The sequence below is a fragment of the Streptomyces sp. NPDC026515 genome, from assembly GCF_055567595.1.
Map to the genome: position 1 here is coordinate 354,696 of NZ_JBVHQD010000003.1, position 20,432 is coordinate 375,127.

Sequence of the window (20,432 nt, forward strand, 5' to 3'; positions counted from 1 at the left end):
CGACTATGCGCACCATTGTCGCCGCGTGCCTTGCTGCCGCCGTGGCCTGTCTGGGTTTCACCGGCGGCCCGCCCGAAGCCGTCGCCGCCGACGCGTCCGCCCACGCGGCGGACACTCTGCATGTCGCGCCAGACGGGCGCGGTTCGGCGTGCAGTGACCGGAATCCGTGCAGTCTCGAGACCGCTCGCGACCGTGCGAGATCTCTCGTCCCGCAGGCCCCGGGCGATGTCGTGGTCGAACTGGACGGCGGGACCTACCGGCTCACCGCTCCCTTCCGGCTGGGCGTCCAGAACTCCGGCCGGCCCGGCCACCCGGTGGTGTACCGGGCGGCCGCGGGGCAGACGCCGGTGCTCAGCGGCGCGACCCGGATCACCGGCTTCGCGCGCGTCGACGCGGCGAAGAACATCTACCGGGCCAAGGTGCCCGCAGGCATCACCAGTCGGGAGTTGTTCGTCGACGGGAAGCGCGCCGACCGCGCCCGCGGGACGCGCAACCCGTCGGGGTTCTCCGTGACCGCGACCGGCTTCACCACCGCTGACGCCTCGTACACCGCGTGGACGAACCCCGCGCAGGTCGAGGTCGTGCACAACAGCGGCTGGAAGCAGATGCGTTGCCCGCTGGCGTCCATCACCCGCTCCGCGCACGGCGGCTCGGACCTCACCGTGGATCCCGGTTGCTGGAACAACAACCACAACGCGGTGCCCAACCCGAGCTTTCCCTTCAACGGCGCCGGACTGCCGTCGATGGACGGCATCACCTGGCTGGAGAACGCCTACCAACTCCTCGGCACACCAGGCCAGTTCTATCTCGACGAGAACGCCGGGTACCTCTACTACGTGCCACGCGCGGGCGAGAACCTGGCGACGGCGGACGTCGAACTGCCGGTGGCGCCCGAACTCGTCGACGCCTCGGGCACCCCGGGACACCTGGCCCCGGTCAACGACACCGACTGGCGGGCGACCTACACCGGCAACTGGGGCTACTCCGACGGCCGGCACCTCGGCGACCTGAACGCGGACGTGCACTACACCTCCGGCAACGGCGACGCGGTCAGCTACACCTTCACCGGCACCGGGATCCAGGTGCTGTCGGAGACCAACTCCGACGAGGGCACCGCGGACGTGTACATCGACGGGAAGAAGGTCTCGACGGTCTCCGGCGACGGCCCGGAGCGGCTGGCCCAGCAGGCCATGGTCTCCGTCACCGGACTCCCGAAGGGCAAGCACACCCTGCGTCTGGTCAAGACCGGCGGCACCTACCTGCTCGTCGACGGATTCACCGTGATCCCCGACGTCGTGGCACCCGTGCACGACATCGTCTTCTCCGGACTGACCTTCGCCTACACCACATGGAACGCCCCGTCCGCCGAGGGCTACGTGGACAACCAGGCCGGGGTGCTCTGGGACCCGGCGACCCGCACCCCGATCCGTATCCCCGCGGCGGTCCAGGTGCACCGGGGCAAACGGATCTCCTTCTCCGGCGACGTGGTCCAGCACACCGGGACCAGCGGCATCGACCTGGCCGACCAGACACAGGACTCCACGATCGAGGACAGCTCCGTCACCGACACTTCCGGCAGCGGTGTCTCGGTCGGCGAGGTGGACGACTACTACCAGACCGACCCCGCCCTGATGACGAGCGGCAACACCGTCTCGGGCAACACCGTGCAGTTCCCCGGCCAGGAGTACCAGGACGCGGTCGGCGTCTGGGTCGGCCACAGCAGGGCGACGACCGTCTCCCACAACGACGTCGGTTACACCCCGTACTCCGGCATGTCCATCGGCTGGGGCTGGGGATGGGCGTCGAACTGCACCCTGCAGGCCAAGCAAGGTCTGCCCGACCCCTGCCTGCACGGCACCACGTACGCCGGCGGCAACAAGATCCTCGGCAACCACGTGCACAGCGTGATGGGCGCGCTCTTCGACGGCGGTCCGATCTACACCCTCGGCGGCCAGTCCGCACCCTCGGAATTCGCCGGCAACGTGCTGTCGGAGTGCATCGACGGCTGCAACATGATCTACCACGACGAGGGCAGCTCGATGTGGAACACCCACGACAACGTCGTGCGCTTCGCCAACGGGTCGCTCTGGACGAACCTGTGGACGCCGAGCATCCACGACGACTCGATCCACGACAACTACAGCGACACCGCCTCCTACAACAACAGCGGCACCGACATCTCGTTCGAGCAGGCCACCGTGGTGACGGACGGGAACTGGCCGCCGGCGGCCAGGGCCATCGTCGACGCCGCCGGCCCCGGCATCCTGCCCGGCCGCACCGTCGACGACGACGACCTGCGGATCTCGTACACCGGCAACTGGTCCTCCAGCGGTTCCCGCGGTTACGGCGACCTCGACAACGGGGTGCACTACGCGCAGCACGACGGCGCCGCCGCCACGATCACCTTCACCGGCACCGGCATCAGCTTCCTCACCGAGACGAACTCCGACGAAGGCGACATCGCCGTCACGCTGGACGGCCACTCCAAGGAGACCGTCAGCGCGAACACCCCGCAACGGCACGCCCAGCAGAGCGTGTACACGGTCTCGAACCTGCCGGCCGGCACGCACACCCTGACTCTCACCAAGGCCGGCGGCGACTACCTCCTGGTGGACGGCTTCACCCTCGACTGACCGCGGTCACAGGCAACTCACCGCCACCGGGCCGGCCATGCGCCGGGAGAAAGGAAACACCCATGCTTGCCGCACCCAGACGTAAACTGCTCACCGTGCTGACGGCACCCGCCGCGGTCGTCGCACTGCTCGCCGGCGCGCAACTCGCCGTAGGCCGCACGGCCGACTCCCCGGCAACCGCGTCCACCGCCTCGCACGCCCAGGCGTCTCAGGACCGGCGGGTCGCGGCCTGGTCGCCGAGCATGACGGTCGGCGGACCGAACTTCAACGACCAGACCATACGGATGGTCGCCCACTCCACCGTCGACGGCGACGCACTGCGCATCCACCTGTCCAACCTGCGCGGCACGATCCCGCTGTCGGTGGCACACGTCACCATCGGCGCGCAGGCCGACCGGGCTACGGCGGTCGCCCGGTCGCTGCTCCCGGTCACCTTCGACCGCCGGCGGTCCGTGACCGTCCCCACCGGCGGGGAAGTGGTCAGCGACCCGGTGGCCATGCACGTCAAGGCCGACCAGAGCATCCTGATCAGCATCTACCTGCCCCATGCGACCAGTTCCGCCACCTGGCACTCCGACGCCTTCGACACCAGCTACCTGTCGACGCCGGGCGACCACACCGCCGAGACCTCCGACGCGTCCTACGTCGCGGCGAGAACCTCCTGGTACTACCTGTCCGGGATCGACGTGGTCCCGACGCACGCCCGCGGCACCGTGGTGGCCTTCGGCGACTCGATAACCGACGGTTACAACACCCCGGCGGGGGCCTACCGCCGCTGGCCCGACGACCTGGCCCGGCGGTTGGCCGCCACCAGCCCGATGGGCGTCGTGGACGCCGGTATCGGCGGCAACCGCGTCCTGACGGACGTCCCCAACATCTGGCAGGGCGTCAGCGCCACCAAGCGCTTCGCCCATGACGCGCTCGGCCAGCCAGGCGTCAGGGACGTGATCCTCTTGGAGGGCATCAACGACATCGGCAACAACGCCGGTCCCGGCGGCGCGCCACTGACCGCGCAGGACCTGATCGACGGCTACCGCGACCTGATCCGGCAGGCGCACGCCGCGGGAGTCCGGATCATCGGCGGCACCATGCTGCCCGACAAGGGCAACGGCTACTACAGCGACTCCGCGGAGGCGATCCGCCAGGCGGCCAACCAGTGGATCCGCACCAGCGGGGCCTTCGACGGGGTGGTGGACTTCGCCAAGGCCGCCGCCGACCCGGCCGACCCCGCCGCCCTCAACCCGGCCTACGACTCGGGCGACCACATCCACCCCAACGAGGCCGGCATGCAGGCGCTGGCCAACGCGGTCGACCTCTCCCTGCTGACGTGACCGTCCCCTCTCCGGCGGTGACCCGTTTCGGATTCCGCCTCCACAAGGCCCGACCGGCACCCCGCGGTGCCGGTCAGCCGCGGTTGTTGGCGGGCAGGGGCGGGGCGGCGGACGCGTCGGCCTGCCGGAGTTCCGCGAGGAGCACGTTCTGCCCGTCGAGGAGTTCGGTGAGGATGCGACGGGCGGCGCGGAGGAGTTCGGCGACGTCGCCGCCGGCCAGCGCGTAACTGACGCTGGATCCCTCCCGGATGGAGATCACGATGCCGGACCGGCGCAGGACGGCCAGCTGCTGCGAGAGGCTGGACGGTTCGATCTCGATGTCGGCGAGAAGGTCCCGTACCGGGACGGGACCGTACTGGAGCAGTTCAAGGACCCTGATCCGTACGGGGTGCCCGAGCATGCGGAAGAAGTCTGCCTTGGCCTGGTAGAGGGGGACTTGCATGACCGCTCGCTCTCTGCCGGTCGGGTCTGTAGGGGATGTCTGGGTGCGGCGGCGCCTCGCGACGCCGCCGCATCGGCCCTGCACAGCCGATCCTTGCCTTCCGAGGCCGTGTGCAGACATGAGTTGGGATCATGCTGATGTGGTGACTTGCAGAAGTCTTCACATCGTGGGCGCACTAAACCCGGTGTTCTGGAGTGGCGCTAGACCTCGAGCTGTTCCTCCACCCGCCTGAGTTGGTGACGGGCCATGGCCAGGTTCGAGCGCTCCTTGTCGAGAACCAGATACAGGAAGAGGCCGTTCCCGTTGCGGCCGGTGATCAGACGGATGAGGTGATACTGCTTCTCGAGTGTGATCAGGATGTCCTCGATCCGGCTCTTGAGGCCCAACTCGTCCATCGTGCGTACCTTGGCCCTGATGACGTCCGTGTTCCCGGCCGCGGCGATCGTCAGGTCGAGGCCCTTGCCCCCACCCAGCGTCCCCAGGGCCATGCCGGTGGTGTAGTCGACGACCGCGGCCCCCAGTGATCCCTCGACGGCGGTCATCATTTCCTTCAGTGACACTTCCACGCTCGCCATGACGGCGCCTCCCCTTTGGATGTCGGTGGCGACGGGACCGGTTGTCACGGCCTCGTCCCATGCACGGACCGTAGGCCGGGGCGCGCGAACCAGGGACGGTGTCTTCGGGGCTGACGCATGATGACCGAAGCCCTGCGCCCTCGGTCCGTTCGGGCGACGGAAACTGATCAGGTCACTGCAGGCGCCGTTGATGACCGACGGCGCCGGTGCCCCGGCCGCTGCCGTCGATGAATCCGGCTATGGCGGCGGCGACGGCTTCGGGCTGCTCATCGGGGATGAAGTGCCCGGCGTCGGGGACGACCACTCCGGTGGTGTTCTCGGCCCACGGGCTGATGGAGGCCGCCATGTCGGGGACGGAGCCGTGGCTGCTGGAGATTCCGAGGACGGGCACGGTCAGGTGCCGCCGGTTGAGCGCCTGGTGGTTCCTGCGCGCGGACTCGGCGGCGTCCCGGTAGTAGGCGAGGGAGGCGCGGAGACCGCCGTCGGCGGCGAGGGCCGCCGCATAGTGGTCGAGGTCGGCGTCGTCGAACGTGCCGGGAGCGAGGGTCTTCACCTTCAGGAACCACGCGACGTAGTCCCGTTCGCGGCCGGTGAGCAGCGTCTCGGGCAGGTCGGGCATGAGGTGGAAGGCGAAATGCCAGGTCTTCCACGCCCGGGCCGGGTCGGTGGGAATCGCATCCGGGAGGGTGATGCCGGGGATTCCGGCGTCGAGCAGGGCGACCCCGTGCAGGTGGCTCTCGTGGTCGAGGGCGAGGGAGAAGGCGACCCAGGCGCCTACGTCGTGGGCGGCCAGCCAGTAGTCCGACACCCCGAGTGCCTTGACGGCGGCGTGGACGTGGGCGGCGACCGTGTGGGTGTCGTAGCCGCGCTCCGGGCGCTCGGAGTGACCCTGACCCGGCAGGTCGATCGCGATGACGCGGAACCGGTCGGCGAGGGTGGGCATGACCTTTCGCCAGGCCTGCCAGGTCTGCGGAAACCCGGCGAGCAGGACGACGGCGGGGCCTGCCGGCCGGCCGCCCTCGACGGCATGGAGGCGGACGTCGTCCGCGTCGACCCAGCGGTGGGTGAACCCGTCGAGGTCGAGCAGGGGCAGGCCGCGGACGGGTCCGGCTTCGGTGACACGCTGACGGCCGGTCGCATGGTCGGTCACGGTAGTCCTCCAGGGGTGGGGGCTGCTCGGTGGGTGCGACGCTCCTTGGCCGGACCGGGTCGGCGCCGGGGCGACCTCCGTCGGCAGGGCCGCCCCGATGACACCGAGACTGCTGAAGACCTGCCCACGGTCGTGATCACGTCTTCAACCTAACACATCTTGAACCATTCAGTTCAAGATAGGATGGCGTGCAGCGCAGCTCATGGACATCGACGCACCGCAAAGGAAGTGCCACGTGGCAGGCAGGAAGCAGTTCGACATGGACACGGCACTCGATGCCGCGATGATCCAGTTCTGGCGCGCCGGCTACGCCGACACCTCGGTGGACGACCTGTCACGGGCGACCGGCCTGAACCGCAGCTCCATCTACTCCTCGCTCGGCGACAAGGACACGCTCTTCCTGCGCTGCCTGGATCGCTACACCACGCGCTACGGCGACAAGTACGACGCCGCCCTGGCGTCTGCGGCCTCGGAACCCGTCGCTGCTGTGCGCGCGTTCTTCGAAGTCACCCTCGGCCGCATCGCCGATCCCGAGCTGCCCGATGGATGCCTGATCGCCCAGTCGACCATGGCGATCCCGGTGCTGACCCCGGCCGTCGCGGCGCACGCCAAGGAGGCGCTCGGCTTCCAGCGTTCGCGCCTGCGCGCCGCGCTGAAGGCCGGGCGACTGACCGACCAGGCCGCCGCGGCCTTCGCCGAACACGCGGCGGCGGTGAACCAGTCTCTCGCCGTCATGAGCAGAGCCGGGGCGAGCCCGGCGCAGCTTCGGGCGGTGGTGGGGGTGACGCTGGACGCGCTCTCGCACGCGCTGCGCGCGACCGGCTGAGAGCTTCGTCAGGTTCCGGCTCTGGTTCTGCTGGATGGCAGGGGGTGGCCGCAGGTGTCGACCTCGATACGGGCACAGCCCCCGGGGCCGGCGCCGGTTTCTGCGCCGTCGAGGGTTCCCGACCTCGGGCCCCTGTCTCATGCGCTCTCTTCGCCCAGGCGGTCGACTGCCCACGGCAGGAGTTCCCTCGCCAGCGCGAGACTGAACGGCCGGGCCAGCGAACGAAGTTCGGCGCAGGCGGCAGGACCGAGCGCGAGGTAGGGGAACGCGGCCAGCCTGTCGGTCGTGTGCTCGATCTCGGCCCTGCGCCGCACGCCGTCCTCGGTCAAGGCGAGGTGGGGTCCGTCGTCGAGCCACCCACGCTCGCGCAGGGCCTGCACGGCCTGTCCCCACTGCCCCGGCGACCATGCCCGCGAGTCGCGCAGCACCGCCGCGCCGATGCCGCCCGTGGCGGCATGCGTGACGAGCGCCTCGAGCCCGCTCAGTCCGGCAGTCAGCAGTGCCGCCACGTGACCGTCGCCACGGAACTCCCGCAGCAGCGTCTGCGCGTGCCAGAGCGCGAGGTGGGGTGTGCTCGGCCACGGCAGTGCGGCGTGCGCGGCGAAGAGGGGGCGCCCGTGCGGATGACGCACGGCCGCTTCGGCAGCGGTGCGGGCCAGTTCCGCCGCTCGGATCATTTCCGGTGAGGAGACGTCCGGGCCGAGGACGCGGCGGAGCGTGGCGTCGATCCCGGTGAGTCGGGCGGCGGCGAACCGGTGCGGCGGGGCGGCCTTTCGGGCCGCGGACATGGCCTGGCGCACCACTTCGCCTCGGGTCCACGCCCAACTCGGCGTACTGACCTGCGGCTTCGGGCGAGAAGTAGACGGCTCCGTGGTAGGGCTCGAGGATTCTCCAGGTCTGGCGAGCGAGGGCCGGACTGTCGCGCTCCGTGTTCTGCGTCATGAGCGGTTCGCCGTCCTGTGGTGGATGAGATGGTGCGGTTCATCGAGCACACGGCGGCGCGTGGACAGACCAGGCGTACCGTCTGGTCGGTATGCTATCGAAGGGCGGCCCGATCGACTACCGCCCTGCACCCGCCCGGTTGCCGACGAGATGCCGGCCGCAGGGCGGGTGACGTCACCGGGCTCGCGAGTGCGCGAGGCTCCTGGCAGGAGGGAGTGTTCCTCTTGGGCATCCCCTCTGCCGGGAGCTTCGCCGTCGTGCGGTGCCACCCCGCTCAGCAGGTGAGGTTGGAGCCTGTCGGGACGCCGAGGATGGAGGTGAAGGAGACGTAGTCGTTGACGCGGTCCTGCATCTCGGCGGTGTTGCCGCCGTTGCACTCGATGCTGCCGTTGATGCTGCGGATGGTCTCGCCGAAGCCCGCGCCGTTGACCATGGCGTTGTGTCCGGTCATCGTGCCGGGGCCGGTCTGCGTGTTCCAGTACCAGAGGCCGGTCTTCCAGGAGACTGCCGGGTCCGAGGCAACCAGGCCCGGGTTGTCGAGCAGGTCGATGCCGAGGGCGTCGCCGGCCGCCTTGTAGTTGAAGTTCCAGCTGAGCTGCATCGGGCCGCGTCCGTAGTAGGAGTACGTGCCGGCGGGGCAGCCGTACGGCTCGCTCGCGCAGTAGTTCCCGGACTGGTCGACCTCGTTGATGTAGACCAGGCCCCCGGTCTCGTGGTCGACGTTGGCCAGGAACGCCGCGGCCTCCTGCTTCTGCACGGTGGCGCTGCCGGTGGTGGTGAAGCCGGGGTAGGCGCTGAGCGCGGCCACCAGGCCGCTGTAGGTGTAGAAGGAGTTCCTGCTCGGGAACATCTGGTTGAACTGGGCCTCGCTGACCACGAATCCGCCCGTGCCGCCTCCGCCGGAGCCTCCGGTGCAGGTGTAGGGGGACCAGTACCAGGTGCTGATGGTGGGGTCGTATCCGGGGTTGTCGTGGGTGGCGATGTAGTACTGGCCGTTGGGGGTGTACCGCACGATGGCACCGGTCGCATAGGACTGCCCGGCCGCCCATGCGGGGTAGTTGCAGCTGCCGCCGGTGCCTCCGCCACTGGAGCCACCGCAGGCTCCTTGGTCGGCCCAGACGTCGGCCGCGCCGGGTGTCTCACCCTGTGTCCACCACTTGGCCTGCCAGTTGTGGCCGTTGTAGGAGGCGGTCATGCCGCCGGTGTAGACCGAGCCGGAGTTCCACGCCGCAGCGCAGTCCGCCGCGGCCGCCGGGCTCGCGGTACCGAGGACGGTGAACGCGCTGAGGAGGCAGGCCAGGACGGTCAGTACGACTGCCATGTACCTGCCATAGCTGGATCTCTGCTGCCTGCTGGGCATGGTTGTGCTCATCTGCCACTCCAGAGGTAGGGGGGTGAGTGGTGGCTTCAGCAGCAAAGCCTGATTGGTCCAGACCAGTCAAGAGCAGGGGGAGGGTATTTGCCAGGACGTGAGCAAGAGTTGCTTCCCCGGCCGCGGCCCGGCGCAAGCGGCGCGGCGGACAGCCGGTGGCCCTCGACAGGATCCGCTTGACGGACAATCGCGGCGAACGCCGCCCGCGCGACCATGTCCTGGGCCGGCGGGCGCTTGTGCGGGCAGGACGGCGCCGGTCGTCGCTCGGACTTCTTCAAGCGGGGCCCCAAGGTGCCCATCACGCTCTGCGGATAGGGGAGATACGAGGGCTGGACCGGCGTCTGGTACGTGAAGGTCTGCCGACGGCGCCGGGTGGCCCAGCCCGCATCGGTGAGCGGGGCTGTGGGAGGGTTCCGGTCCTCCCGCAGCCCCGCTGCCCCTCGGTCAACGGTCTCGTCGCTGTCCCGGTCAGAGTTATTGACGCCGTGTCATCGACGGTGGTTCAGTGGCTCAGCCACTGAACCACCAATCACCGGGAGCCGAGGTGGAGGCACTGCCACGCGAGACGATCGTCGACGCGCTGGAGAAGCGACTGCGCGAGGACATCCTCGCCGAGCGTCATCCCGCCGGAAGCTATCTGCCTCCCGAACGTGAACTCGCCGACGGATTCGGGGTCACCCGCACCTCCCTCAAGCACGCCTTCGGGCGACTGACGCACGCCGGCCTCCTGGAGACGCGCCACGGAGTGGGGACCCGGGTCAGGGACTTCCTGCGCGTGGGCGGGGCGGACCTCCTGCCGATGCTGGTGCTCCACAGTCCCGACTGGATCGGTGAGATCTTCGAAGTCCGCCGTTCCGTCGGCATGTTGATCGCGGAACGCGCGGCGACCCGTGCCACGGCAGTCCAAGTCACCGAACTGCGCCTGCTGTCGGCGGCCGTAGGGGACGCGGCGGGCGGGGAGCCCGTGCAGCTGGCGGATGTCGAGGTGCACCGTGCGCTGGCCCGGGCGACGGGCAACCGGGTGTACGTCCTGCTGACCAACACCCTGTTCAACGCCTATCTGCCGGTGCGCGGAGCGCTGGTCGGGCCCTTCGAGGATCCCTGGGCCGCTCGTGACCGCCTGGCTCCGGTCGTCGAGGCCGTGGCCGCCGGCGACCGGGAGGCGGCACGCGCCGCCGCGGGCGACTATCTGTCGGCAACGGAAGCCATGATGCTCGACGGGCTGGCACGCTCCCGCCGACGCCGGGAAGGTGCCCTGTGACCTCACGCGGAACGATGTTCAGCGAGACCCTGCTGGGCCGTGTGCGTCTGGCCGACGAGGACCGCGACCGCGCCGTCCGGCTGGACCTGCTGGTCCGTGCCGACATGGTGCCGCTGCCTCATCGCACGACGCGGGCGCAGGTGACCGCACGCGTACGCGTGGCGGGACGCGCCGACGACACCGAAGCCGTGGGCGAACTGGAGACCGCGCCCCGTTCGCGCGACTGGATCCGCTACCGGATCACCTTCGCCATGGAAGGCCGCCGCCTCACTCTGGTCGGACGCAAGTCGATGTCGCCCAGGCGTCCGATCGCCTCGCTGACCGTACTGCCGTACACCCTGTACGAGAACGGTGACCGCGTGGGCGAGGGGACGCTGCGCTTCCCCCTCGTCACCGGTCTGCTGCCCTTCCTCGCGAGCTTCCGCTTCCCGCGCGCCGGCGCGTCCTCCGCCGACAGACATCTGACGTCGCGCTGGGACGGCACACCGGGGCGGACCGAGGTCTGGTACACGACCCTGACCGATCCGGTCACCGACAGCGGGGTCTGGCTGCACCACGAACTGGTGGCGCCCTCCGACGGTTCCGCCGCCTACGCGCACGGCTGGATCGCCGTCTTCCCCAAGGACGGCCACGTCGAACACGCACGCTTCGGCCCCGTACCGTGGACGGGGCATCCGGAAGGCTTCACCGCCGAGGACATCAGCGTCCGACCCGGGCAACTCACGGGCTCCGCGGGCACGTTCACCTGGGCGCTCACCGAGAGCCCCGAGGGCCCGCCGCTGTACACGTTTCCCCGCTGGTCCTGGCGACGCCCCTGGCTTCCGGCGTCGCACATGCTCCCCGCCGGCCGCTCCCGCTACAGCGGAACCATCCGGTACGGCGCCGGTGAGCTGCGACTGGACCATGTTCCGGGGGCCGACGCCCGCATCTACGGCCATGGCAACGCCCGCCGCTGGGCCTGGCTCCACGCCGACCTGGGTGGCGGTGACGTCCTGGAGATCGTTGCCGCGGTGTCCATGCGACGCGGACTCGACAGGCTGCCGCCCCTGGTCTTCCTGCGCCTGCACCGAAACGGCCGTCAATGGCCCCGGCGCGCGGAACGCTCCGCCGTGGGCTGGGCGGGCATCGGCCGGTTCCGCGCGGACCTCGGCCTGCCCGAGTGGCGGGTCGAGGGCAGGGCGGGCCTGCGACGCATCAAGGTGACGGTCACCCAGCCGCCCGACCGGACACTGACGCTCGGCTACACCGACCCCGACGGCTCCGCCGCGGTCTGCCGCAACAGCGAGAGGGCGGACACGGTGGTCAGCCTGGAGCGCTGGTGGGGAAGATGGCGGCGGGAAGCCGAATGGCGGCTGTCGGGTTCCGCGCACGCTGAGGTCGGCGACCGATGAACCATCGAGATCCCCGCGCCTCGGCGGACGCGCGGTCGCCCGGCTCTCCGCCTCGAGCGCGGCTGGGCGGGGGCAGGCCATGGGGACGTCCGGTTCCCACCGACGCCGGCGAAGAGCCGGCCGTCCCCACTTCGCCCGTGCCGGGACACGTGTCGTCGTCATCGTGACCCGGTCGGCTCACGCCTTCCACCTCTGCTCCTGAGCAGAGCGCCCCGTCCTCGGGCTGCCGGATACCCGCCATCGGCGGCCTCTCCCGAGCGACACCACCCGTTTCCGCGTCCAGGAGGTCCTGTGTCCCCTGTCTCCCCTGTGCACCTGCGTACGACCGCGGCCGGCTTCGCGCTGGCCCTCGCGTTCTGTGCCGCGCTGCTCCCGAGTCATGACGCATCCGCCGCATCCGCCGCACCCGCCGCACCCGCGGGATCGGCCACCGCCGTCCGTGCGGCCCAGGCCGCGAGCACCTCCGCGGTCCGGACGTCCTCCGACGCGCCTCCGGTCGGGCCCTTCACCGAGCCGGGCTTCGCGGCCACGTGCACCTGGCACGACTTCGGCGAGGGTGAACAGCCGCCCCTGTGGCTGATGTTCACGAACCCGCTGTGCGTGGAGTACAGCAAGCGCGACATCACCTTCGACGACGGTGGAGCCCTGCGCTTCCTGGTCGCCGAGCCCTCCCGCTTCGCCATCACCATGCTGACCTGCCGCTACTACCAGAAGGACCACTGGAGCGTGCAGGCCACCCACGGCGCCGTACCGTACGTGGCGTGGGACGGCCAGTACTGGTGGGACAGGACCGCCCGCCGGGCCGGCGCCCGCCTGACCCACTTCAGCGTCGACGGCCGGACGGTGGGCGTCGGCGACGCCGTCGCCGCCCTGCGCGCCTCGGACTTCGACAACCTCGCCGACGCGCTGTCCGAATACGGCCAGGAGGCCGGAGAGACCGGTCTGACGGTGGCGCTGCCGTACGACCTCGGCTGCGCGCTGATCGGCTGACCGGCCATGTCCACCGTCGACCGACGAGCGATCCTCAAGGCGCTCACCGCATCGGTCGCCGTGTTGGCCACCGGGGGGCTCACCGCCACCCCGGCGGCCGCCGCGGCGCATGCTTCCGAGAGCTGGACGACGCAGACCCTGGGGGCCTTCGCCGACACCCTCATCCCCGGTGAGCACCGGTTCCAGGGTGACCAGGTGTGTGCCGGAGCGGTCACCGGTCCGGGCGCCGTCCAGGCGGGCGTCATCGACGTCCTGAACTCACCCCAGTTGCCGCTGGCCCCGCTGCTGCCGGAGATCGCGGCCCTCCTCGACGCCCGTGCCGTCGCCTATGCGGCGGTCCGGCTGATCTGGCTGTCACCGAGCCGGCCGCCCTTCGTCGACCTGTCCTTCTCGCATCGGACCAACCTGGTCAGCGGCCTGTTCGGCTCGGGCGACATCGACGAGCCGGTCTGGCAGGTGATGAGCCTGATCGTCGGCATCGCGTTCGACACCGCCGGGCAGTCCGACACGGCCGCCGCGCTGGCCCAGGGCCATCCAGGCCTGACCTGGCTGAGGTTTCCCAAGCCGGACCCGGACGGCCTGTGGCGGTTCGGGGACTTCTCCTACGGCCGCGCGCTCGCGGCGCTCCACCCCGCCACGACCCCTTCCGGGAGCCCGACATGACCGAGACCACGGACGTTCTGGTGATCGGCAGCGGCTTCGGTGGGGCCATCCCCGCCTACTACATGGCCGCGGGCGGAGCACGCGTCACCGTCCTTGAGCGCGGACCCCGCTGGGGTGCGGAGCAGTTCAGCCACTCCATGCGCCTGGGAACCTACAACAAGATCGTCGATGTCATCCGCGGCGACGGCGTCTCGGTGGTCGCGGGCAACTGCGTGGGCGGCGGCAGCGTCGTCTACTTCGCCGCCTCCCTCCGGGCGCCGTCGTACGCCTTCGAACGCCACGGCGGCATCGGACGGCGGATGTGGCCGGCGTCCATCAGCCGTGCCACGCTCGACCCCTGGTACGACCGCGTGGAGCAGGCACTGCCGGTCGCCCGCACCGGCTGGTCGGACGTCTCCTACGCGGGCGGGGTGCTGGCGGCCGCCTGCCGGCGGGCCGGGCACACCTGTAATCCGGTTCCGGTGGCGGTGGACACCGCGACCTGCACCAACTGCAACTGGATGCTGTCGGGCTGTGCGTTCGACGCAAAGCGCTCCATGCTGCTCAACTATCTTCCCGCGGCGGAAGCCCATGGCGCGGTCGTCCGGCCACTCCACGAGGTTCAGCTGATCACCCCCTCCCTGGAGTCCGGCTACCGCTACGCGGTCGCCTACACCGTCCTCGACCCCGACGACTACACCTGCACCGCGAGCGTGGGGATCATCCACGCCAAGGTCGTGGTGCTGGCGGCGGGCGCGGTGGGCACGCCGGTGATCCTCCAGCGGTCCTCCCCGCTGCTCGGCGGTATCCCGGGTGCTGTCGGCCGCTACTTCTCCGGCAACGGCGACCACGTCAGCGTCGCCGACGTCGACGAGAGCAGGGCGGGGTCGCTGCTCGGACTCTCCCGCCCCGACGGGACGGTCTACCAGGGGCTGCCGATCGGCCGGCCGATCACCTCCGCCACGTACGACTACCTGGATCCGTCCGCACCGGAGTACAGCCGGTTCATGCTCCAGCAGATCTACTTCCCGCCCCTGACCAACGTCCTCGCCCAGGCGACCGGCACACCAGGCTGGTTCGGCGTGGACAAGCGGCAGATGCGGGCCCGTTGGCCGTCGTGGCTCACCCTGCTCGCCATGACCGAGGACGACAACGAAGGCAGCTTCGGAGTCGTCCCTCCCACCGGGAGCTTCATCCGCCTGGCACCCGGTCTCGGGCAGGGCACGATGTCCTTCCACCCCACCACGCGAACCCGCCAGGCATGGGACCGGGCGGACACGGCGCTCCGCGGAATCCTGGAGAAGGACGGTCTGTCCCGGGTCCGTCCGTGGACCGAGGCCCTGGCCGGTACGGTCACGGCCCACCCGCTCGGGTCCGCCCGCATCGGCGACGACCCGACCACCAGTGCCCTCGACGACAAGCACGAACTCCGAGGATACCGGGGCCTGTTCGTCACGGACGGCTCGGCTGTTCCCGCCTCGCTCACCGTCAACCCGTCCCTGACCATCGCCGCGCTGGCCGAACGTGCCACCGCCGGGATCGCGACCCGCGCCGCCGAGGCCGGAGTGACGATGACAGGGGGTGTCCCGCTGCCCGGACGATAGAACCGGGGGAGGGCAGGGTGCCGCATCCGGTTGCCGACGGAATATGAGCGCACCGTACTATCAGGGGACGATCCACCGGTTTCCGGGCCCGGCCCGGCCTGATGCCCGTGTGCGGCCGTGCGAGGCGAGCAACCGTGCGGTCATCGACGGCGTCGGCCCGGGAGCGGCCCACCCGGAGCCGACAGCAGGGACAGGCAACGTTGAGCGAGCAGCACGACCCCGCCGACTCGGCGGTCCAGAGGATCAGGGCATTCCTACCGGACGGTTCCACGTTGCGCCGCCGTCATCGAAGGGCGGTGGGGCAATTGGCGTTGTGCGTGTGTGTGCTCGTGCCCTGGACCGTCTACCTGGCCGTCTCACTGCCCCATCGCTTCGAGGCCCGTTACTGGCCCATGGTGTGGGTGGGCTTCGACATCATGCTGCTCGTCTCGCTGGTCGGCGCGGGGGCGGCGGTCTGGCTGAGACGGCAGGCTCTGATTCCGATGTCGTTCGTCGCGGCCACACTCCTGGTCTGCGATGCCTGGTTCGACATCTCCCTGAACCTGGGGGGAGGCGACGTGTGGGAGAGCCTCGCTTCGGCTGTGCTGGTGGAACTGCCCCTCGCCTGTCTGCTCGTGCTGCGCGCGCGCCGGGTGCTGAAGATCTCGGCCAGGCTGGCCTGGCAGCGACTGGGGCTGGCGGGCGAGCCTCCTTCGCTGTACAAGATGCCGCTGTTCGTCGCCATGGCAGCGTCGAGCACCTTCCAGCCGGACTCGGAGGGTGCCCCGGACGCCTGAACAAGGCCAAGGGACTTCTGCGGACAGGTTCGCCACGTCGGTCTGTCACAGACGGGGAGGCCGTCCGGTCTTTGCTCATGACGTTTTCCATTGGGAGGAATCCATGAGTGCCGACCACGCGCACCTGCCCCCCGGGGTTGAAATCATTGCGATCCGGCCGGACGCGGCGGCCGGGATCCCCGCCGCCGCCGAGGCCAGGACCGTCCGGATCACCCTGAAGCCCGGTGATCCCGGTGCGCCCCCGCACCGGCACCCCGGACCGATCTTCGGCTACGTGACCCAGGGCGAGGTCCTCTTCGAGCTGGAGGGACAGCCGCCCCGGGTACTCAAGGCGGGCGACGCCCTTTTCGAGCCCGGGGGCGACGTGATCCACTACCAGGGCGCCAACAACCTTCAGGACGCGCAGTCGCAGATGGTGGTGACCATGTTCGCGCCTCCTGGCACTCCGGTTCTGACCGTGGTCAGCGCGGAGGAACTGGCCGAACGACGGCATCTGCGGGTCGCCCAGCCCTGACGGCCACCGGTATTGCGGCCCCCTCCGGCAGACCAGGACGCCGTCCGAGACAGCCTTGCCGGCCGGAGCCGACCGTGGCTGGTGTTCGCGCAGTGTGATGTACGTCTGGCCCGTCATCCCCATCCATGGTGTGACGGGCCAGACCTCTGTCCAGCGCGCGAGGGTGGCCGTGATGGAGTGGTCCGGGCGAGGAGGCAGCTGAGCGAGAAGGTGCGCCGTCAGCCATATAAAGTGGGGCGGGAACGGACAATTTCTGCCACATCGGTCACGGTCGCCAGTCTGAATCTGGTGCCCACCTGTCGCGGGAAGACCCGGTCGCACCCCCGCACCCGGTACTCACCTCAAGGAGAAGACCATGGTGCATCACCACAAGGCCAACCGGCAGGTCGAGGGAGATCCGGACATCGACCACGGACGCGGCATGCCCCGCCGGCCCGACGAGACGGAGCTGGAGCGGCGTACCGAGGAGGACCGGCGCGATGTCGGGTTGCCCGTGGACGCGCCGGAGTCTGCCGGCGCGCAGTACGAGGAAGCCGCAGCGGAGGTCGATCGCCAGGCCGGCACAGGCGAACTGCGGTCGAGCCCAGCCCCGCGGAAGGATCGCAAACCGTTTCCGCCGACCCACTACGACCGCTGAGGTTCTCCAGTCCCTGGAGGCATGACCTCAGCAGCACTCCGGTGAGTCAGCATGATGTCCCGAACTTCGTCCATTGCCCTTCGGAGATCACCTCGACAGTTCCGTCGACGACCTTGATGGCCGTCTGTTCGTCGATGGCGTAGGCGGGGCAGCCGATGTCGGCCGCCCACCGCTCCGCATCAGCCAGCATGTTCCCCGGCCATGCGTCCAGGTGCGGGAAGATCGAGAAGTCGACGACTCCCAGGGTGCGGTCGTCCGGCGCCGGCGGCCACTCGGCGAAGTACTTCCCGATCCCCGGAGTCATCACCATGCTGCCGGCGCTGACCCCCACCCAGACCATGTCGGGCAGCGAAGGCAGGAGATCGGCCAGCCCGGACTCCCGCATCCAGTGGCACAGGTAGGTGGCGTCGCCGCCGTCGACCAGGAGCACGTCGGCCGCCTGGATCCAGGGGATCCATCGCTGCGGTCCGATGGTGGGCAGTGCGGTGAGCTCGACGACGCCGAGCGATGCCCAGCCCAGGCCGGACATGTGCTGCCACCTGGGCTCGGCGGCTACGAAGCCCCGCACCGATGCCGGACCGCACATGGGGTGCCCCCACTGTGCTGTCGGGATGCAAAGAGCATGGCACTCCGAGACCGGTTTGCCGAGAAGCTGCACGAGCGCCGAGTGGATGCTCGGGTTCGTGACGCCGCCTGACGTGAGCAAGAGCCTCACAATGCCTCCACCTGCGCGAGCGGGAGTTGCCTGCCGCGTTGAAGACCCCGGAGAGTGCGCGAACTCATCGGCCTCATCGGCGAACTTCCCGGAGGACCTGTTGTCTGGCCGGGCGGCGAAGGTCAGCCTCGCCGGCCCCAGCCGAGGCGGTCGGCGAGACCGGCGGCGGTGAACGCGGCCGCCAGTTCGTCGTGGCCTTCGGCGAAGTGGGCACAGCTGTCGTAGCGGACGGGGACCACGCGGCGGGCGCCGAGGAGTCGGGCGGCCTCGGCGGCCTGGGCGCTGCTCAGGACGATCAGCTGGTTGTCGAAGAGCGTGGGGAAGCGGGGGGCTCCGGCGAACAGGAGGCCGGTGTCCATGGGGGCCGAAGCGCTCGGCGATCTCCTTGACCGCGTCGAGGGAGGCGTTGTCGCCGCTGACGCAGACGGTCGGCAGCCCCTCTCCGGTCAGGACGAAGCCGACGACCTGGCCGGTGATCGGCTCGACCTCCTCACGCGGGCCGGGGCCGTGGACGGCGGGGACGCGGGTCACGGTGATCGTGCCGCCGTCGGGCCGGTCCGGCTCGACGGACCCCCAGTCGGCCCGGCCCTTGGCGCTCTCCTCCAGGCGCTGTGCGCCACCGGGGGTGGTGAGGGCGGTGAGGAGAGGCTGGTGCGGCCGGGCGCCTCCCTCGCGCTCGGCCGCACCACGGTCAGAGAGTGCGGGTCAGCCGGTCGGTGAGCAGCCGGGTGAAGCGGGCCGGGTCGGGCAGGTCGCCCCCTTCGGCGAGCAGCGCGCTGCCGTAGATCAGCTCGGCGATCTCAGCGAGGGCGGGGTCGGCCGGGTTGGCGTCGTGCGCGGTGCGCAGGGTGGTGATCAGCGGGTGTGCGGGGTTGAGTTCCAGGATCCTCTTGACGGTGGGGAGTTGCTGTCCCATCGCTCGGTACATCTTCTCCAGGGTCGGCGTCATGTCGTGAGCGTCACCGACGATGCATGCCGCCGAGGTCGTCAGGCGTGACGACAGGCGAACCTCCTTGACCTGCTCGGACAGGGCGGTGGTCAGCCACGGCAGCAGGGCGGCGAAGTCCTGCTCGAGCTGGGCCTTGTCGGCGTCGGCGTCCTGGTCCCCGTCGGCGGAGTCGTCGAGGTCGACCTGGCCCTTGGCGATGGACTGCAGGCGATGGCCCTCGAAGTCCGGGACCTGGTCCACCCACACCTCGTCGACGGGGTCGGTGAGGATCAGGACCTCGTACCCCTTGGCGGCGAAGGCCTCCATGTGCGGGGAGTTCTCCACCATCGCGCGGGTCTCGCCGGTCAGGTAGTAGATGGCGTCCTGTCCGTCTTTCATGCGCTCGACGTACTCGCGCAGCGTGGTGGTCTTCTCCGCGTCCTGAGTCGAGGCGGCCGACACCAGTTCGAGCAGGGTTGCGGTGTTGTCGGTGTCCTCGATGAGGCCTTCCTTCAGCGCCCGGCCGAACTGTGACCACACGTTCGCGTAGCGCTCGGCATCCTTGGACTGCATGTCCTTGATGGCACCGAGGACCTTCTTCGTCAGGCGCCGGCGCACGCCGCGGATCTGGCGGTCGTGCTGGAGGATCTCGCGGGAGACGTTCAGCGACAGGTCGTGGGCGTCCACGACTCCCTTGACGAAGCGCAGGTAGTGGGGCATGAGCGCTTCACAGTCGTCCATGATGAACACCCGCTTGACGTACAGCTGCACGCCGCGCCTGGTCTCACGGGAATACAGGTCGAAGGGCGCCTGCGAGGGAATGAACAGCAGCGCCTCGTACTCGAAGGTGCCTTCGGCCCGCATGTGGATCGTCTCGGCCGGGGCCATCCAGTCGTGACTGATCTGCTGGTAGAACTCGTGGTACTCGTCCTCGGTCACCTCGGTGCGCGGCCGGGCCCACAGGGCCTTCATCGAGTTGAGGGTGTCCACGTCGTGGGTGGTCGCGCCCTCGGCGTCGGTACGCTCGGTGGCCATCCGGATCGGCCAGCGGATGAAGTCCGAGTACTGCTTGACGATCTGACGGAGCTTCGACCCGGACAGATAGTCGGCGAGCCCGTCCTCGCTGTCGGCGGCCTTGAGGTGCAGGGTGACCGAGGTGCCCACGGGCAGACCGTCGACGGCCTGGATGGTGTAGGCGCCCTCGCCGTCGGACTCCCATTGGGTGCCGGAGTCGGTGCCGGCCCTCCGGGTCCGCAGGGTGACCTTGTCGGCAACCATGAACGCCGAGTAGAAGCCGACGCCGAACTGCCCGATCAGGTTCTCGGCGGTGGCGGCGTCCTTGGACTCCTTGAGCTTCTCCAGCAGGTCGGCGGTGCCTGACTTGGCGATCGTGCCGATCAGGTCGACGAGATCGTCCCGGCTCATGCCGATCCCGTTGTCACGGACGGTCAGTGTGCGGGCGTCCGTGTCGACCTCCAACGAGATGTGCAGGTCGGTGCTGTCCTCGACGAGGCTGGAGTCGGTCAGTGATTCCAGCCGCAGTTTGTCCAGTGCGTCGGAGGCGTTCGAGATCAGCTCGCGAAGGAAGATGTCCTTGTTGGAGTAGATCGAGTGAATCACCAGCCGGAGCAACTGGCGTGTCTCGGCCTGGAATTCCAGCGTCTCGACGCTGCTGCTCATGTGGGACCTCTCTGTGGAATGTC

General features: G+C 69.7%; 17 protein-coding genes and 2 pseudogenes. 11 read left to right on the top strand and 8 right to left on the bottom strand.

The features are described 5' to 3' along the window. Window positions 1–230: 230 nt before the first annotated feature. Complete coding sequence (locus ACZ4O3_RS07695) at window positions 231–2,633, top strand: hypothetical protein (protein ID WP_467721570.1); 2,403 nt, start codon at window positions 231–233, stop codon at window positions 2,631–2,633. A gap of 62 nt (window positions 2,634–2,695) precedes the next feature. Further along, the gene (locus tag ACZ4O3_RS07700) at window positions 2,696–3,964 is read left to right on the top strand and encodes an SGNH/GDSL hydrolase family protein (protein ID WP_362713677.1); all 1,269 of its coding nucleotides are present in this window, start codon (window positions 2,696–2,698) and stop codon (window positions 3,962–3,964) included. A 73-nt stretch (window positions 3,965–4,037) separates the two neighbouring features. Here ACZ4O3_RS07700 and ACZ4O3_RS07705 read toward each other — a convergent pair whose 3' ends face one another. The 3 genes from ACZ4O3_RS07705 to ACZ4O3_RS07715 all read right to left on the bottom strand — a co-directional run bounded on the left by ACZ4O3_RS07705 (window position 4,038) and on the right by ACZ4O3_RS07715 (window position 6,131). Continuing rightward, window positions 4,038–4,406 carry an ArsR/SmtB family transcription factor gene (locus ACZ4O3_RS07705; protein WP_362713675.1) on the bottom strand — a complete coding sequence of 123 codons (369 nt, stop codon included), beginning with the start codon at window positions 4,404–4,406 and terminating at the stop codon, window positions 4,038–4,040. Window positions 4,407–4,606: 200 nt separating this feature from the next. Then, window positions 4,607–4,981, bottom strand: coding sequence for a hypothetical protein (locus tag ACZ4O3_RS07710; protein ID WP_362713673.1), 375 nt, complete (start codon window positions 4,979–4,981; stop codon window positions 4,607–4,609). Window positions 4,982–5,153: 172 nt separating this feature from the next. After that, entirely contained in the window at window positions 5,154–6,131 is a 978-nt protein-coding gene (locus ACZ4O3_RS07715; protein WP_467721571.1) for an alpha/beta fold hydrolase, read from the bottom strand. A 235-nt stretch (window positions 6,132–6,366) separates the two neighbouring features. Between ACZ4O3_RS07715 and ACZ4O3_RS07720 the strand changes: the two genes are divergently transcribed. Continuing rightward, window positions 6,367–6,957, top strand: a complete 591-nt coding sequence (locus ACZ4O3_RS07720) for a TetR/AcrR family transcriptional regulator (RefSeq protein ID WP_467721667.1) — start codon at window positions 6,367–6,369, stop codon at window positions 6,955–6,957. Between the two features lie 137 nt (window positions 6,958–7,094). On the opposite strand, the pseudogene ACZ4O3_RS07725 reads toward ACZ4O3_RS07720, so the two are convergent. Next, window positions 7,095–7,899, bottom strand: a pseudogene (locus ACZ4O3_RS07725) (SCO6745 family protein). A gap of 274 nt (window positions 7,900–8,173) precedes the next feature. Beyond that, window positions 8,174–9,220, bottom strand: coding sequence for a glycoside hydrolase family 19 protein (locus ACZ4O3_RS07730; protein WP_362713671.1), 1,047 nt, complete (start codon window positions 9,218–9,220; stop codon window positions 8,174–8,176). A 556-nt stretch (window positions 9,221–9,776) separates the two neighbouring features. On the opposite strand from ACZ4O3_RS07730, the gene ACZ4O3_RS07735 reads away from it, so the two are divergent. The 8 genes from ACZ4O3_RS07735 (at window position 9,777) to ACZ4O3_RS07770 (ending at window position 17,086) form a co-directional block, all read left to right on the top strand. Continuing rightward, window positions 9,777–10,532, top strand: coding sequence for a FadR/GntR family transcriptional regulator (locus tag ACZ4O3_RS07735; RefSeq protein WP_467721572.1), 756 nt, complete (start codon window positions 9,777–9,779; stop codon window positions 10,530–10,532). Further along, on the top strand, window positions 10,529–11,923 hold the full coding sequence (locus tag ACZ4O3_RS07740; RefSeq protein WP_467721573.1) for a hypothetical protein: 1,395 nt from the start codon (window positions 10,529–10,531) through the stop codon (window positions 11,921–11,923). Before ACZ4O3_RS07735 ends, ACZ4O3_RS07740 begins: the two co-directional genes overlap by 4 nt. A 291-nt stretch (window positions 11,924–12,214) precedes the next feature. Beyond that, entirely contained in the window at window positions 12,215–12,913 is a 699-nt protein-coding gene (locus ACZ4O3_RS07745) for a hypothetical protein (RefSeq protein WP_467721574.1), read from the top strand. 6 nt (window positions 12,914–12,919) lie between these two features. Beyond that, window positions 12,920–13,576: a DUF5987 family protein gene (locus tag ACZ4O3_RS07750; RefSeq protein WP_362713663.1), complete on the top strand. Its 657-nt coding sequence runs from the start codon at window positions 12,920–12,922 to the stop codon at window positions 13,574–13,576. Further along, window positions 13,573–15,159, top strand: coding sequence for a GMC family oxidoreductase N-terminal domain-containing protein (locus ACZ4O3_RS07755; protein WP_467721575.1), 1,587 nt, complete (start codon window positions 13,573–13,575; stop codon window positions 15,157–15,159). The genes ACZ4O3_RS07750 and ACZ4O3_RS07755 overlap by 4 nt, the downstream gene beginning before the upstream one ends. Before the next feature lie 317 nt (window positions 15,160–15,476). After that, window positions 15,477–15,935, top strand: a complete 459-nt coding sequence (locus tag ACZ4O3_RS07760; protein ID WP_362713659.1) for a hypothetical protein — start codon at window positions 15,477–15,479, stop codon at window positions 15,933–15,935. 103 nt (window positions 15,936–16,038) lie between these two features. After that, a complete protein-coding gene (locus ACZ4O3_RS07765; protein WP_384990138.1) occupies window positions 16,039–16,449 on the top strand; it encodes a cupin domain-containing protein in 411 nt (136 codons plus the stop codon). Window positions 16,450–16,804: 355 nt separating this feature from the next. After that, window positions 16,805–17,086, top strand: coding sequence for a hypothetical protein (locus ACZ4O3_RS07770; RefSeq protein WP_362713657.1), 282 nt, complete (start codon window positions 16,805–16,807; stop codon window positions 17,084–17,086). Window positions 17,087–17,132: 46 nt separating this feature from the next. On the opposite strand, the gene ACZ4O3_RS07775 is transcribed toward ACZ4O3_RS07770, so the two are convergent. The 3 genes and pseudogenes from ACZ4O3_RS07775 to htpG all read right to left on the bottom strand — a co-directional run bounded on the left by ACZ4O3_RS07775 (window position 17,133) and on the right by htpG (window position 20,409). Continuing rightward, the gene (locus ACZ4O3_RS07775) at window positions 17,133–17,801 is read right to left on the bottom strand and encodes a Type 1 glutamine amidotransferase-like domain-containing protein (protein ID WP_467721576.1); all 669 of its coding nucleotides are present in this window, start codon (window positions 17,799–17,801) and stop codon (window positions 17,133–17,135) included. A gap of 122 nt (window positions 17,802–17,923) precedes the next feature. Continuing rightward, window positions 17,924–18,434 (bottom strand): annotated as a pseudogene (locus tag ACZ4O3_RS07780) (MBL fold metallo-hydrolase); the annotation flags it as partial. A 58-nt stretch (window positions 18,435–18,492) separates the two neighbouring features. Continuing rightward, window positions 18,493–20,409: a molecular chaperone HtpG gene (gene htpG / locus ACZ4O3_RS07785; protein ID WP_467721577.1), complete on the bottom strand. Its 1,917-nt coding sequence runs from the start codon at window positions 20,407–20,409 to the stop codon at window positions 18,493–18,495. Window positions 20,410–20,432 lie beyond the last annotated feature (23 nt).

Bases quoted from the DNA above. Each gene is read 5' to 3' on its own strand.
- ACZ4O3_RS07700 (WP_362713677.1), top strand. From the start codon at position 2,696: ATGCTTGCCGCACCCAGACGTAAACTGCTCACCGTGCTGACGGCACCC.
- ACZ4O3_RS07705 (WP_362713675.1), bottom strand. From the start codon at position 4,406: ATGCAAGTCCCCCTCTACCAGGCCAAGGCAGACTTCTTCCGCATGCTC.
- ACZ4O3_RS07710 (WP_362713673.1), bottom strand. From the start codon at position 4,981: ATGGCGAGCGTGGAAGTGTCACTGAAGGAAATGATGACCGCCGTCGAG.
- ACZ4O3_RS07730 (WP_362713671.1), bottom strand. From the start codon at position 9,220: ATGGCAGTCGTACTGACCGTCCTGGCCTGCCTCCTCAGCGCGTTCACC.
- ACZ4O3_RS07750 (WP_362713663.1), top strand. From the start codon at position 12,920: ATGTCCACCGTCGACCGACGAGCGATCCTCAAGGCGCTCACCGCATCG.
- ACZ4O3_RS07755 (WP_467721575.1), top strand. From the start codon at position 13,573: ATGACCGAGACCACGGACGTTCTGGTGATCGGCAGCGGCTTCGGTGGG.
- ACZ4O3_RS07765 (WP_384990138.1), top strand. From the start codon at position 16,039: ATGAGTGCCGACCACGCGCACCTGCCCCCCGGGGTTGAAATCATTGCG.
- ACZ4O3_RS07770 (WP_362713657.1), top strand. From the start codon at position 16,805: ATGGTGCATCACCACAAGGCCAACCGGCAGGTCGAGGGAGATCCGGAC.
- htpG (WP_467721577.1), bottom strand. From the start codon at position 20,409: ATGAGCAGCAGCGTCGAGACGCTGGAATTCCAGGCCGAGACACGCCAG.